Below are 14,338 nucleotides of genomic sequence, written 5' to 3'. Positions count from 1 at the left end.
CGTGGCCACGTCGCGCGGCGTTTACATCACCTCCCCGGAAGGCGACACCGGCAAATCGACGGTCGCGCTCGGGGTGGTGCACCTGCTGACAGCCACGGTGGCCCGGGTCGGCGTGTTCCGGCCGATTGTTCGACCCGAGCCCCGCGATTACATCCTGGAGTTGCTGCTGGCTCACGCCACCGCCGACCTGCGCTACGAGCAATGCGTCGGCGTCGGCTACCAGCAGTTGCACGACGACACCGACGCCGCGATCGCCGAAATCGTCGAACGGTTCCACGCGATGGCCGATGCGTGCGACGCGGTAGTGATCGTCGGCAGCGATTACACCGACGTCGCGACTCCCACCGAGCTGTCGGTCAACGCCCGCATCGCGGTGAACCTCGGGGCGCCGGTGGTGTTGACGGTGCGCGCAAAGGACCGGACCCCCGACGACGTCGTCCGGGTCGTCGACGTGTGTCTGGCCGAGCTCGCCGCCCAGCACGCTCACACCGCGGCGGTGGTCGCCAACCGATGCGCGCCGGCCGACGTCTCGGCGGTGGCCGCGGCGCTGGAGCGTTTCGAACCGCAAACCTACGTGCTGCCCGACGAACCGCTGCTGGTCGCGCCGACCGTCACCGAGATGCAGCACGCCGTCGACGGGACATTGATCAGCGGCGACAGCGCCCTGCTGGATCGCGAAGTGAGCGGTGTGCTGGTCGCCGGCATGACCGCCGAACACGTGCTGGAGCGGCTGACCGAAGGCATCGCAGTGATCACCCCGGGCGATCGCTCCGACGTCGTGCTCGCGGTGGCCAGCGCCCATGCGGCCGAAGGATTTCCATCGCTGTCCTGCCTCATCCTCAACGGCGGATTGGAGCCACACCCGGCGATCGCGGCGCTGGTGTCCGGGCTGGGGCTGCGGCTGCCGATCATCGCAACGACGACCGGCACCTTCGAAACGGCCAGCGCCGCCGCGACGGCCCGCGGGCGGGTGACCGCGACGTCGCAACGCAAGGTCGACACCGCGTTGGCGTTGATGGAGCGCAATGTGGGCGTCTCGGACTTGTTGGCGCGGTTGGCGATTCCGATTCCATCTGTCACCACGCCGCAGATGTTCGCCTACCAGGTGCTGGAGCGAGCGCGCTCGGACCGCAAGCGCATCGTGCTGCCCGAAGGAGACGACGACCGCATCCTGCATGCGGCGGGGCGGCTGCTGCGGCGACGGGTAGCGGACCTGACCATTCTCGGTGACGAAACCGAGATCCGTTCCCGGGCAGCAGAGCTCGGAGTAGACCTGTCCGATGCCGAGGTGCTGAATCCGATCAGCAGCGAGCTGCGCGAAAAGTTCGCCCACCAGTACGCCGAGCTCCGCAAAGGCAAAGGAGTCACGGTCGACTGGGCCGGCGAGGTCATGCAGGACGTGTCGTACTTCGGCACGATGCTGGTGTACAACTGCTATGTCGACGGCATGGTGTCCGGCGCGGCGCACACCACCGCGCATACCGTCCGGCCCGCGTTCGAGATCATCCGGACTGCTCCGGATGTCGACACGGTGTCCAGTATTTTCCTGATGTGCCTGCCGGATCGGGTGTTGGCTTACGGCGATTGCGCAATCGTGCCGGATCCGACGGTCGAGCAGCTCGCCGACATCGCGATCAGCTCGGCGCGCACCGCCGCCCAGTTCGGCATCGAGCCGCGGGTCGCCATGCTGTCATATTCCACCGGCGAGTCGGGCTCCGGCGTTGACGTCGACAAGGTCAGGGCAGCAACAGAATTGGTGCGCAAGCGACAGTCCGATCTGCTGGTCGAAGGCCCAATCCAATACGACGCCGCCGTCGACCCGTCGGTGGCAGCCACCAAATTGCGCGACTCGGCGGTCGCCGGCCGGGCCACCGTGCTGATCTTCCCCGACCTCAATTCCGGCAACAACGCCTATAAGGCGGTGCAGCGCAGCGCCGGCGCCATCGCGGTCGGTCCGGTACTGCAGGGCTTGAACAGGCCGGTGAACGACCTGTCCCGCGGGGCATTGGTCGAAGACATCGTCAACACCGTCGCCATCACCGCGATCCAGGCGCAAGGCACATGACCGAGCGTGTTGTGCTGGTGATCAACTCCGGCTCGTCGTCGCTGAAATACCAGCTGATCCAAGCTGGTTCGGGCACCTCGCTGGCGGACGGCATCATCGAGCAGATCGGCGAACCGTCGTCGCCGGTCGCCGACCACGACGCGGCGCTCCGGGCGGCGTTCGACCAGTTGGCCGAAAACGGCATCCACCTGAAAAGCTGCGGGCTGGCGGCGGTCGGGCACCGCGTGGTGCACGGCGGAACGAAGTTCTATCATCCCACCGTCCTCGACGACACGGTGATCGCCGCGCTGCAGGATTTGTCGTCGCTGGCCCCGCTGCACAATCCGCCGGCGCTGAGCGGTATCGAGGTGGCCCGCAAGATGCTGCCCGATCTACCGCACGTCGCTGTCTTCGACACGGCGTACTTTCACGACCTGCCCGCGGCAGCCGCGACCTACGCCATCGAGCATGAGCTCGCTGAGAAGTGGCGGATCCGCCGGTACGGTTTTCACGGCACGTCGCACCAGTACGTCAGTGAGCAGGCCGCGGCGTTTCTCGGCCGGCCGCTGGGCGAGCTGAATCAGATTGTGCTGCATCTGGGTAACGGCGCGTCAGCCTCGGCGATTGCCGGTGGTCGGCCCGTCGACACCTCGATGGGTCTGACTCCACTGGAGGGCCTGGTGATGGGCACTCGGAGCGGCGACATCGACCCCGGCATCATCGGGTATTTGTGCCGGGAAGCGAAACTGAGCGTCGACGATGTCGAATCCATGCTCAACCAACACTCCGGGATGTTGGGATTAGCCGGTGAACGCGACTTTCGCCGGCTGGGAGAGATGATCCAATCCGGCGATGCCACAGCACAGTTGGCCTACGACGTGTTCGTGTACCGCTTGCGTAAATACGTCGGCGCATATTTGGCGGTATTGGGGCATACCGACGTGGTGACGTTCACCGCCGGCATTGGCGAGAACGTGGCGGCCGTACGGCGCGACACGCTGAGCGGACTCGGCGCGCTGGGTATCGAGATCGACGAACAGCGCAATAACCAACCTGCGAGCGATGCGCGGCGGATTTCCACCGATGACTCAGCCGTTGCCGTGCTAGTGATTCCGACCAACGAAGAGTTGGCCATTGCCCGCGATTGTCTCAGCGTGATTTAAGCCGGTACGTCGTTCCTAAAGGCTAGAGTTTGGAATTGCTTGGGACTTTAGGGGACACGCAATGGGGCAGCAGCCCGATGACGCACGAGTCGGGACGCGATTCGGCCGCTACGAGATACGGGCGGTCCTCGGCCAAACCGGCGTGGGCCGGGTCTACCAGGCCGTGGAAATCGGGCCGGACACGGCCGGGGAGCGCACGGTCGCGGTCATCGTGTTGCCACCCACCCTGGATCGCGAGCGGTTCTTCCGCGAGTTGCCGATCGTGGCGGGACTCTCAGATCCGCACCTCCTGCCGCTTCGTGATTGGGGCGAGACCGACGGCGTGGGCTATGTCGCGACTGCGTCGACAGCCGGTGAAACATTGCGGTCGCTGCTGACCATGTATGGGCCGATCGCCCCGGCTCGCGCGGTGGCGATCGTCGAGCAGCTCGCCGCGGTCCTCGACGTCGCTCACGCGGCCCGGCTGACCCACCGGGATATCAAGCCGGAGAACATCCTTGTCACCGGCGACGACGTCGTATACCTACTCGGCTTCGGTATCGCCGACACAGCACTCGACGGACGGGGGCCGACGGCGGGCACTTATGCGTACACGGCGCCGGAGCGTTTCGACAACGAGCGGCCGACCAGCCGCGCCGACGTGTATTCGCTGACCGGCGTGCTGTGCGAAATGCTGACCGGTGACAGTCCCTTTGCCGGCGCAACGACGGTGAGCCAGGTGATCAAGGCGCACCTGACCGCCGCACCGCCCAAGCCCAGCCTGCTGCGGCCGCGTGCCATCCCAGCTCGATTCGACGCCGTGATCGCGCGTGGGATGGCCAAGGACCCGCAGCACAGGTTCGCCACTGCCGGCGATCTGGCCCGCGCTGCCCGCGATGCACTCTCGGCGCCGCCGCACGACGCACCCACGATGGTTCGTCGCACCACCGACCGGCCGCCGGCGCGCATCCGCAGTCGGCCCGCGGAGCCGATCCCCGACTTCGGCTTCTCTTCAGACGCGGTCGCCGAGCCCGAGCCGCGGGGTCCGAAGCTGCTGCCGCTGGCGATCGTTGTGGTGGTGCTGCTGTTGACCGTCATCGGCCTCCTGGTGTGGTGGATCGCGTCATCGGGCAATGACCAGCACGGCCAAGGGGCGGGATCCACACCGACGACGTATCAACCAGACGTGCTGCCGTTCAGCGGTCTCACCGGACCGGAGGGTGTGGCCGTGGACGCGTCGGGCAACGTATACGTCACCAACATCGACAACGACCGGGTGATGAAGCTGACGGCCGGCTCGACCCACCAGACCGTGCTGCCATTCACCGGTCTGAAGGAACCGTATGGCTTGGCGGTAGACGCGGACGGCGGCGTGTACGTCGCCGACACCGACAACGATCGGGTGCTGAAGGTGGCGGCCGGGTCGGATAGCCAGACGGTGGTGCCGTTCACCGGTCTCAAACGCCCGGCGGGTTTGGCGGTGGATGGGTCGGGCAGCGTCTACGTCGTCGATACCGGTCACGATCGGGTGCTGAAGCTGCAGGCCGGGTCGGAGGACCAGACGGTGTTGCCGTTCAACGACCTGGAACGGCCGAAGGGCGTGGCGGTGGACGGGTCGGGCAGCGTCTACGTCGTCGACACCGGCAACAATCGGGTGCTGAAGCTGGCGGCGGGGGCGGCCGGCCAGACGGTGATGTCGTTCACCAGCCTCAAAGATCCGTCCGGTTTGGCGGCCGATGCAGCGGGCAACGTCTACGTCACCGATGGCAGCAGGCTGGTGAAGATGGCGGCCGGTTCGACCAAGCAAACCGTGCTGCCGGTCACCGACCTCGGCTACACCAGGGGCGTGGCGGTGGATGCCTCCGGCAACGTCTACGTCACCGATTACGGCAATGATCAGGTGGTGAAACTGGTGCCGGGCTGAGCCTGTGGACTGAGGTCGACGCCGTTTCGGGTCTGCGTGCGATCCTTCAGCGTGTGCGGGACGTGGCGCAGCCTTTCATCGGCAGTGCGGCGATGGCGCGTGGTGTGCTGAGCCGTCATCAACTGCGGTCGCGCTATCGCGTCGTGTATCCGGATGTCTACCTGCCGAAGGACCTCCAGGTGTCGCTGGAGCAGCGCATTGCGGCGGCCTGGCTATGGTCGGATCGCGACGCGGGTCCGCCGCGCGCTACATGCACGGGCATCGACTGTGCGCTAGGGGTTTTCAGTGTGTACTCAGGGCGAAAAATCGGCAGGCAAAAATTCCGCCAACGATTCACACTCAACGCGGGGGGGAGGCGGGCGCACTAGAAGGTGCTGGGCGGCCGCACCCGGTTCGCCATGTCGACCAGCGTGTAACGGTGTTGTTGGGTGGGCGCCACCCGGGCCAGGCCGCGCAGCGACGCCTCCACACCCAGCCGTAACCCGTGCTCGGTGAACGGAAAACCCAGAATGTGGTTGGTGCTGGCCTCGTGCTCCTGCAGCCAGTCCATCGCGCTGCCCAACACCAGGGCGCGGATTTGCAACACCCGCGGTTCGGTCGGCGGCAGCGCCTCCACCCGTCGCGCGGCGTCGCGGATCTGCTCTTCGGTGATCTCGCCGGTCGACCGACCGGACAGCAACGTCACCGCGCTGGTCAGCCGCGCAGTGGTGAAATGCCTTGAGCTGGCGGGTACTTCGTCGAGTGTGCGTACGGCGCCCGCCCGGTCGCCCTCCACCGACAACGCCCGCGCCAGCCCGAAGGCCGCCGAGATCACGCCCTCGTCGGTGTTCCACACCGTTTCGTAGAACTTGTGCTCGTCAGAGCCGCCGGCCAACTCCGCGGTGGCGGCCAGCGCCATTTTGGGGGCCAATTCACCGGGGAAGGTGTCGAGTACCTCAGTGAAATGCTTGATCGCCGAGTCGTAGTCGCCGGTGAGCAACTCGGCGACGGCGCGATACCACACCAGCCGCCACCGCCAGCCGACCCGCTCGGCCAGGTCGTCGAGTTTGCGGGTCGCCTTGGCGACGTCGCCGAGGTCGAGCAGCGCACGCACTTCCATCAGCGGCAACTCCACCGACTCGGACAAGTCGATGCCCTCCGACTCCAGCGAGCCGTGCCGGACCGCGCGCAACGAGTCCAGGGTTTGCACCGGCTGGGAGAGCACCGTCGCCGACAGCACCGGTGCCGCGACATCGGCCGGATCGACCACCGGCACCTGCAACGCGGTGACGATCTCCTTGGCGGTCAGCTTCTCCGAATGCACCCGCCCGTCCAGATACACATCGGTGTGGGCGACCAGCAGGTCCACTCCGAATGTGGCGCGCGAGCGGGTGAAGATCGTCGACAGACCCGGCCGCGGCACCCCGGTGTCCTGGGCGACCACCTCGCGCAGCACACCGATCAACTGGCCCGACATCTCCTCGGCGCTGGCGAACCGCCGTCGCGGGTCGGGATCGATTGCACGGCGCAGCAACCGGGCGAACGAGTCGTATTCGGCCAGCAGTGGGTCGTCCTCGGGTAGCCCGTCGACATAGCGACCGCTGCGGGTGCGCAACTTCATCGTCAGGGCCGCCAGCGTGCGTCCCACCGTGTAGATGTCGGTAGCCACCGTCGGTCCGGTGCGCACGATCTCCGGCGCTTGGTAGCCGGGCGTGCCGTAGAGGTAGCCGAACGAGTTGATCCGCGACACCGCGCCCAGGTCGATCAGCTTGAGCTGCTCTTCGGTGAGCATGATGTTCTCCGGCTTGAGGTCGTTGTAGACCAAGCCGATGGAATGCAGATACCCCAGCGCGGGCAGGATTTCCAATACGTAGGCGATGGCCTCGGCGACCGACAGGTTCTCACCGCGGCCACGCTTGAGCGACTGCCCGCCCACATACTCCATGACGATGTAGCCGACTGGATTGCCGTGCCGATCGGTGTGCTCGACGAAGTTGAAGATCTGCACGATCGACGGGTGCACCACCTCGGCGAGGAACTGCCGCTCGGCCATCGCGATCGCCTGCGCTTCGGCGTCGCCGGAATGCACCAAACCTTTGAGCACCACCGGGCGGTCGTTGACGTTGCGGTCGACGGCCAGGTACACCCAGCCCAGCCCGCCGTGCGCAATGCAGCCCTTGATCTCGTATTGGCCGGCGACGACATCACCCGGATTCAATTGCGGCAGAAACGAATACGGGCTACCGCAATACGGGCACCAACCCTCTGACAGGGCTTTGCCGTCCGGGCTGGACCGGCCCACCGGCCGCCCGCAGTTCCAGCAGAACCGCTTGGACTCCGGTACCACAGGGTTGACCATCAGAGCTTCGCGCGGGTTGGTGTCGGGTATCCGCGGAATCTCCACCAAGCCGCCGCCGAGCCGCCGAACCGGCTGGACAACTCGGGTCGGCGTCGTCACGCGTTCTCGCGGTTCGGTGTCGACGGCGCCCTCCGAGGTGAAGTCCTCGTCGTCGTCGAAATGCGGGCGGTAGAGCGCCTGGGTCGACACTGGTCGCATCGTCGGGAGGGAGTCGGATGTCGCGTCGGCGGGCTGGGTGCCGGGGGCGTTGTCGTCGTCTCCGACTTGCCTGCGTTCTGAACCGGATGTGCTCATCAGTCCAGATACCTCGGGCCCGGCGGGGCCGGCGCCGGACCGAGCACGTTCAACCACTTGCGGTACAACGTGTTCCACGTTCCGTCGCGCCGGATGCGTTCCAGGGTGCCGTTGACGAAGCGGACCAGCCCGGTGTTGTCCAGATTGACGCCGATGCCGTACGGCTGGGTGTCCATGTTGGGCCCGACGATTTTCAGATACGGATCCTGGGACACCAGCCCGGCCAGGATCGTGTCATCGGTGCTGACCGCGTCAACCTGCCGCTGTTGCAATGTCACCAGGCAGTCGGCCCAGTTGACCACCGACACGACCATCGGCGGCGGGGTGATCTCACGGATTCGGCGCAATGACGTGGTGCCCTGGGCCACGCAGACCCGCTTGCCCGACAGGTCCGACGGCTTGGTGATCGCCGAATCGCCGGGCGCCAGAATGCGTTGGTTGGCATCGAGGTAAACGGTGGAGAAGTTCACCAGCTTGCGGCGCTCGCAGGTGATCGTCATGGTTTTGACGACGATGTCGACCTCCGATTTCTGCAACGCGGTGATGCGCTCGGCCGACGAGAGGATCCGGTACTCGGTCGCCGAGGGGCTACCGAAGATGTCGCGGGCCACCTCGCCGGCGATGTCGACGTCGAACCCGGTGATCTGACCGGTGATCGGGTCGCGGAACGACAGCAGGTTGCTGCCGATGTCGAGGCCGACGATCAACCGGCCCCGCTGCTGGATCGCGGCCACGGCGGCATCGGCCTCGGCTTTGGTGGGAAACGGTCGCAGGCTTGCGGTGGCGTTGCAGTCGTCACCGGATTTCGGCGGCGATTGCGGCGGCTGCGGCGGCAGCTCCTGCATACCGGCCGGGGTGGGCGGCGGCAGGGTCGGCGCCGTCGCCATCACCATGGACTCCGAGCGGCCGCAGCCGGCCAGCACCGTGGCGATCACCAGCGCGGCACACAGGATCCGGGACACGCGGGTCATCGGTACTCGTTCAGCCGCGGCCACAGGCCCAGGGCGACCGCGATGGCAGCACTGAGACTGAGCACCGCGCCCCCGGCTGTGGCGCCGGACAGCCCGCGACGTGCGTTGAGGACGTCGTTGCGCAATTGATTGCGGCTTTGCTCCATCGTCTTGCGCAATGCGCTGTCGATTTTGTCGAACGCCGGGCTGGAGTCGTTCTCACCGCTGCCGAGCGCGACCTGGGTGGCGGCTTGATAGTTGCCCACCGAGATGTAGGAGTTGATCCGGTCATTGGCCCGGCGCCATCGGATCAGCAGCTCGTCGGCGTCGCGCAAGTCGGTTTTGTCGACGACGTCCGGGCGGGCGAGGTATTGGTCGAGCTGCTGGTGCATCTTGTCGATGTTTCGGTAAAAGGACTGCTGGCGGTCTTCTTCGTCCCCGCGCCGGATCAAGGACAGCGTCTCGTCGGCACGCGCTTGTTGGGCGGTGATCGACAGGTTGGTGACGGTCTTGAGCGATTCTGCCGCAGTGTCTTTCGCGCTCTGACTGCCGGAGGTGGAAATCCACAGAGCCGTCCCCACCCACACCACCATAATGAGAATGGCGAGGGCGCCCGCGACAAGTCCGGGGTTGATACGCCGTTGGGTGCGACGGCCCAGCCAGCGGTGCGCGAACGCACCGAAGAACACCGTGGTGACGACAATGAGAATCACCGGCGCCGGGATCTGAGTGGACGCACTGGTTTCGGCGTCGACTCGCTCCGAGGTCGCGGTGTAGAGCTGCTGTGCGTCCGGCAGGATCCTGGACTGCATCAGCGCCGACGCCTCGGACAGATACGACGAACCGACGGGATTACCGGCCCGGTTGTTGGTCCGCGCAATCTCGATCAGCCCGGTGTAGACGGCCAATTCGGCGTTGATCCGGCCCAGCAGCTCCACCAGCGGCTCATCGGTCAGCCCGCTCGACGCGCGGGTCACCGCGACCGCGGCATCGGTGATGGCTTGTTCGTAACGCGCCCGAACGGTGCGCGGCTCGGCCTGGGCGATGAACGCGGTGGCTGCAGCCGCGTCGGCGACGGACAGCGTGGTGTAGAGCCGTCCGGCCGCGAACGCCAGCGGCTCGGTGTGATTCAGCACGGTGGCCAGCGCCTGCCGGCGCTGGTTGATCGTCGTCGAGGTGGCGAACGCGCTGAGCCCGCCCAGCATCGCCAGGATCACGCCGATGGACAGAATGCGGCCCGGCGTCGTCGAGATGAACCACCAGCGGGGATGGGCCGGTTCCGTGGACGACCGCAATCCCAGCGGCTCAGTCGATGGATGCGCCAGCTCAACGGTCACGTCGGTTCGGACCCCAATTCTTCAGGACGTGCGTCCTACGAACTCTATAAGCGAAGTCTAAGAGTTGGTCGTACCGATGCGTGGAAGCTCGGCGCTTAACACCCCTGCTTATCCTGAACGCGTGCGCGGCGACGGTGACGGCTGGGTGGTCTCCGACACCGGCGTGCCGTACTGGGGCCGCCACGGCGCGGCCGGTCTGCTGTTGCGCGCGCCGCGCTCGGACGGCACTCCGGCGGTGTTGTTGCAGCACCGAGCGCCGTGGAGTCATCAGGGCGGAACGTGGGGGTTGCCCGGCGGGGCACGCGACAGCCACGAGACCGCCGAGCAGGCTGCCGTCCGGGAAGCTTTCGAGGAGGCCGGGCTGCCCGGTGAGCGGTTGTCGGTGCGGTCGACACTGGTCACGGCCAGCGTCAGCGGCACCGGCTGGACCTACACCACGGTGATCGCCGATGCCGGCGAGTTGCTGCACACCGTGCCGAACCGGGAAAGCGCCGAGCTGCGGTGGGTGGGCGAGGACGACGTGGCCGCCCTGCCGCTGCATCCGGGGTTCGCCGCCAGTTGGCAACGGCTGCGGACCGCTCCGGCGAGCGTGCCGCTGGGCGCCGGCGACGAACGGCGCCGCCACCTGCCCCGCACAGTGCAGATCGGGGGCGATTTCCTGTGGTGTACCGCCGGACTGCCCGACCAAGCGCCTTCGCAGCTGAGTTACCGGATCAGCGCGCTGCTGTAAGCGCCGAACTGAGCTGCTCGGCGGCCGCTTGCGGATCCTGGGCGGCGGTGATCGCGCGGACCACCACGATCCGGCGAGCACCCGCGGCCAGCACCTGGGGCAGTCGCTCGGCGTCGATCCCCCCGATCGCGAACCACGGTTTGTCGCCGGCCAGTGCGGCGGTCGCCTGTACCAGGGGCAGCCCCGGCGCCGGGCGGCCGGGTTTGGTGGGAGTCGGCCAGCACGGCCCCGCGCAGAAATAGTCGACATCCTCGGCGACCGCGGCGGCGACCTGCTCGGGGTCGTGGGCGGACCGGCCGATCACCACGTCGGCCCCGACGATGTCGCGCGCCACCGTCAGCGGCAGGTCGTCTTGACCCAGGTGCAGCACGTCGGCGCGGGCGGCACGGGCGATATCGGCGCGGTCGTTGACGGCGAGCAGCGCACCGTGCCGGCGGGCCGCGTCGGCGAGCAGCTCCAGCGCCGTGAGCTCGTCGCGTGCCTCCAGCGGGCCGAACCGCTGCTCGCCCACCGAGCCCTTGTCGCGCAGCTGGATGACGTCCACACCGCCGGCCAGCGCGGCGTCGGCGAATTCGGCCAGGTCGCCGCGCTCCCGGCGGGCGTCGGTGCACAAATACAGCCGTGCGTCGGCAAGCCGCCTACGAGGTTCGTGCACACCGCGACGCTAGCGGCTAGCGTGGAAAGCTGACGAATCACGGGAGTCCCAGGTTATTGCTACGGGGGCTGAGAGTGGGCACGCCTGCCCTTACCGTTCGACCTGATCCGGATCATGCCGGCGAAGGGAGCAGAACATGGCACCCGACCTCGGATCGCTGGCCGTCGTCGGCGGCGGCGTCATCGGACTGTCGGTGGCGCGCCGGGCGGCTCAGGCCGGCTGGTCGGTGCGGGTACACCGCAGCGGCGAGCACGGCGCATCCTGGGTGGCCGCCGGGATGCTGGCCCCGCACAGCGAAGGCTGGCCCGGCGAGGAACAGCTGCTGCAGCGCGGATTGCAGTCGCTGCGGCTCTGGCATGAAAGTGGCTTTCTGAACGGCTTACCGGCTCAGGTGATCACCGCGCACGAGTCGCTGGTGGTTGCCGTTGACCGCGCCGACGTCGCCGATTTGCACACGGTCGCGGACTGGCTGACCGCGCAGGGCCACCCGGTGATCTGGGAGTCAGCCGCGCGCGACGTGGAACCTTTGCTGGCGCAGGGTATTCGGCATGGTTTCCGGGCGCCCACCGAGTTGGCGGTAGACAACCGTGCCGTGTTGGATGCCCTGGAAGCGGCCTGCCGGCAACTCGATGTGCAATGGGCCGGACCGGTGAATGACCTGGCCGCCGTCGAGGCCGATGCGGTGGTGATCGCCAACGGAATCGACGCCCCGGCGCTGTGGCCGGGCCTGCCGATCCGGCCGGTGAAGGGCGAAGTACTGCGGCTTGCGTGGCGTAAGGGCTGTATGCCGGTGCCCCAGCGTGTCATTCGGGCGCGGGTGCATGGCCGGGCCGTGTATCTGGTGCCGCGCGCCGACGGTGTGGTGGTCGGTGCCACCCAGTACGAGCACGGTCGCGACACCGCCCCGACGGTGTCCGGTGTGCGCGACCTGCTCGACGACGCGTGCGCGGTGTGCCCGGCGCTGGGCGAGTACGAACTGGCGGAGTGCGCCGCCGGGTTGCGCCCGATGACACCGGACAACCTGCCGCTGGTGGGACGTCTCGACGCCCGCACGCTGGTGGCTGCCGGGCATGGCCGCAATGGCTTTCTGCTGGCCCCATGGACCGCCGAACAGATTGTGTCCGAACTTCCTTCTATGGCGGGAGCCCTCCCATGATCATCGTTGTCAACGCAGAACAGGTCGAAATCGAAGATCAGACCACCGTGGCCGCGCTGCTACGGTCGCTCGGCTATCCCGACCGTGGTATTGCGGTCGCGCTGGACCGGGCGGTACTGCCGCGGTCCGACTGGGCGACAACGCTTTCCGATGGTGCGCAACTCGAGGTGGTGACGGCGGTGCAGGGTGGCTGACTCGAAACTGACCATTGCGGGCCGTGAGTTCGCGTCCCGGCTGATCATGGGCACCGGCGGTGCGACCAACCTGGCAGTGCTGGAGGAGGCGCTGGTCGCGTCGGGCACCGAACTGACCACCGTGGCGATGCGCCGCGTCGACGCCGAAGGCGGCACCGGCATGCTCGACCTGCTGGGCCGGCTGGGTATCACGCCGTTGCCCAACACCGCGGGCTGCCGAAGCGCCGCGGAGGCGGTGCTCACCGCGCAACTGGCCCGCGAAGCACTGCATACCGAATGGGTCAAGCTGGAAGTGATCGCCGACGAACGCACGCTGCTGCCCGACGCCGTCGAATTAGTCCGGGCTGCTGAGCAATTGGTGGATGACGGCTTTGTGGTGTTGCCCTACACCAACGACGACCCGGTGCTGGCCCGACGGCTGGAGGACACCGGTTGCGCCGCGGTGATGCCGCTCGGGTCGCCGATCGGCACCGGGCTGGGTATTGCCAATCCGCACAACATCGAGATGATCGTCGACGCCGCCGATGTTCCGGTGGTGCTGGACGCCGGTATCGGGACCGCCAGTGACGCCGCGCGGGCGATGGAGTTGGGCTGTGACGCGGTGTTGTTGGCTACCGCGGTGACTCGGGCCGCCGACCCGCCCGCGATGGCCGCCGCGATGGCCGCCGCCGTCACCGCAGGCTATCTGGCGCGCAAAGCCGGACGTATCCCGAAACGATTCTGGGCGCAAGCCTCCAGTCCGGAGCTATGACGAAACGGTATGTGGCGCTGGGTAGTTCAATGGCTGCCGGTCCCGGTATCCAGCCCCGCGCCAAAGGTGCGCCCTGGGGATCGGGACGGTCGGCGCGCAACTACGCCCACCTCGTCGCCGAGCAACTCGACCTCGACCTGGTCGATGTCACGTTTTCCGGGGCGACCACCGCGCATGTGCTGGCGGAGCGTCAGCGTGGCGCACCGCCACAGGTGGATGCGCTGGATGGCTCTGAACAGTTGGTCTCCATCACGATCGGCGGCAACGACGTCGGCTACATCCCGACGCTGATGGCCGCGTCCGTGCCGCGCGTCGCGCGGCTGTTGCCGAACGTCGCAGCCCTGCTGGACCGCGCTGCCCGCGACCAAGCGCTGCGCCAGGTCGGCGATTCGTTGCGCGCGGTCGGTGCAACGGTGCGCCGGCGCGCTCCCAACGCTCGGGTGATTTTCGTCGACTATCTGACGATGCTGCCACCGAACGGGCAACGCGCGGCACCGCTCTCGGACGCCGACGCCGGACTCGGCCGCCACATCGCCGCGCGACTGGAGGAACTCACCGCGGCCGCAGCGCAGGCCACCGGCTGCGGCATCGTGCGCGCCGGACAGGCCAGCCGTGACCATCACGCCTGGTCGGCCGACGCCTGGGTGGTCGGTGCGGCCTGGCCACTGCCCTGGCGTCCGGCACCGTTTCATCCCAACGCCGCCGGAATGCGCGCCGTCGCCGAGTTGCTTGTGGCTGCAACGCACTGATTAGTGCACCGCCGCAGCGGGTAGGCGATCGCGGACGCCACATGCGCCGTCACTAGTTGGACGGCCGACTCGAG

13 protein-coding genes and 1 riboswitch are annotated in these 14,338 nt (G+C 67.5%); of the genes, 9 read left to right on the top strand and 4 right to left on the bottom strand.

Annotation, left to right across the window (positions count from 1 at the left end; genetic code table 11):
* Position 1 precedes the first annotated feature (1 nt).
* From pta to AC5Y5W_RS17330, 4 genes are all read left to right on the top strand, one after another.
* The gene (pta, locus tag AC5Y5W_RS17345; protein ID WP_500011831.1) at positions 2-2,065 is read left to right on the top strand and encodes a phosphate acetyltransferase; all 2,064 of its coding nucleotides are present in this window, start codon (positions 2-4) and stop codon (positions 2,063-2,065) included.
* On the top strand, positions 2,062-3,207 hold the full coding sequence (locus AC5Y5W_RS17340; RefSeq protein WP_500011829.1) for an acetate kinase: 1,146 nt from the start codon (positions 2,062-2,064) through the stop codon (positions 3,205-3,207). The genes pta and AC5Y5W_RS17340 overlap by 4 nt, the downstream gene beginning before the upstream one ends.
* A gap of 61 nt (positions 3,208-3,268) precedes the next feature.
* Positions 3,269-5,110, top strand: a complete 1,842-nt coding sequence (locus AC5Y5W_RS17335) for a serine/threonine-protein kinase PknD (RefSeq protein WP_500011827.1) — start codon at positions 3,269-3,271, stop codon at positions 5,108-5,110.
* A 62-nt stretch (positions 5,111-5,172) separates the two neighbouring features.
* Positions 5,173-5,478: a hypothetical protein gene (locus AC5Y5W_RS17330; RefSeq protein WP_500011825.1), complete on the top strand. Its 306-nt coding sequence runs from the start codon at positions 5,173-5,175 to the stop codon at positions 5,476-5,478.
* On the opposite strand, the gene AC5Y5W_RS17325 is transcribed toward AC5Y5W_RS17330, so the two are convergent.
* From AC5Y5W_RS17325 to glnX, 3 genes are read right to left on the bottom strand one after another with little or no spacing between them, the layout of a single operon-like run.
* Positions 5,475-7,742 carry a serine/threonine-protein kinase PknG gene (locus AC5Y5W_RS17325; RefSeq protein ID WP_500011823.1) on the bottom strand — a complete coding sequence of 756 codons (2,268 nt, stop codon included), beginning with the start codon at positions 7,740-7,742 and terminating at the stop codon, positions 5,475-5,477. The genes AC5Y5W_RS17330 and AC5Y5W_RS17325 overlap by 4 nt on opposite strands.
* On the bottom strand, positions 7,742-8,713 hold the full coding sequence (locus tag AC5Y5W_RS17320) for a glutamate ABC transporter substrate-binding protein (protein WP_500011821.1): 972 nt from the start codon (positions 8,711-8,713) through the stop codon (positions 7,742-7,744). Before AC5Y5W_RS17320 ends, AC5Y5W_RS17325 begins: the two co-directional genes overlap by 1 nt.
* Positions 8,710-10,029 (bottom strand): protein kinase G-activating protein GlnX, encoded by a 1,320-nt coding sequence (gene glnX / locus AC5Y5W_RS17315; RefSeq protein WP_500011819.1) that lies wholly within the window; start codon positions 10,027-10,029, stop codon positions 8,710-8,712. The genes AC5Y5W_RS17320 and glnX overlap by 4 nt, the downstream gene beginning before the upstream one ends.
* A gap of 121 nt (positions 10,030-10,150) precedes the next feature.
* Here glnX and AC5Y5W_RS17310 point away from each other — a divergent pair, with 121 nt between their 5' ends.
* Positions 10,151-10,759: an NUDIX hydrolase gene (locus AC5Y5W_RS17310; protein WP_500011817.1), complete on the top strand. Its 609-nt coding sequence runs from the start codon at positions 10,151-10,153 to the stop codon at positions 10,757-10,759.
* Here AC5Y5W_RS17310 and thiE read toward each other — a convergent pair.
* Positions 10,743-11,414, bottom strand: coding sequence for a thiamine phosphate synthase (gene thiE / locus AC5Y5W_RS17305; RefSeq protein WP_500011815.1), 672 nt, complete (start codon positions 11,412-11,414; stop codon positions 10,743-10,745). The genes AC5Y5W_RS17310 and thiE overlap by 17 nt on opposite strands.
* 32 nt (positions 11,415-11,446) lie before the next feature.
* A riboswitch (TPP riboswitch) is annotated at positions 11,447-11,560 on the top strand.
* On the opposite strand from thiE, the gene thiO reads away from it, so the two are divergent.
* The 4 genes from thiO (at position 11,551) to AC5Y5W_RS17285 (ending at position 14,264) form a co-directional block, all read left to right on the top strand.
* Positions 11,551-12,570, top strand: a complete 1,020-nt coding sequence (gene thiO, locus AC5Y5W_RS17300) for a glycine oxidase ThiO (RefSeq protein ID WP_500011813.1) — start codon at positions 11,551-11,553, stop codon at positions 12,568-12,570. Its footprint overlaps the riboswitch before it by 10 nt.
* On the top strand, positions 12,567-12,764 hold the full coding sequence (gene thiS, locus AC5Y5W_RS17295; RefSeq protein ID WP_500011811.1) for a sulfur carrier protein ThiS: 198 nt from the start codon (positions 12,567-12,569) through the stop codon (positions 12,762-12,764). Before thiO ends, thiS begins: the two co-directional genes overlap by 4 nt.
* Positions 12,757-13,515 carry a thiazole synthase gene (locus AC5Y5W_RS17290; RefSeq protein ID WP_500011810.1) on the top strand — a complete coding sequence of 253 codons (759 nt, stop codon included), beginning with the start codon at positions 12,757-12,759 and terminating at the stop codon, positions 13,513-13,515. Before thiS ends, AC5Y5W_RS17290 begins: the two co-directional genes overlap by 8 nt.
* Complete coding sequence (locus AC5Y5W_RS17285) at positions 13,512-14,264, top strand: SGNH/GDSL hydrolase family protein (RefSeq protein WP_500011809.1); 753 nt, start codon at positions 13,512-13,514, stop codon at positions 14,262-14,264. Before AC5Y5W_RS17290 ends, AC5Y5W_RS17285 begins: the two co-directional genes overlap by 4 nt.
* Positions 14,265-14,338 lie beyond the last annotated feature (74 nt).

The organism is Mycobacterium sp. NGS51, from assembly GCF_059812525.1.
Note: the sequence above shows the minus strand (reverse complement) of the source record. Positions and strands in the feature narration are given on the sequence as shown.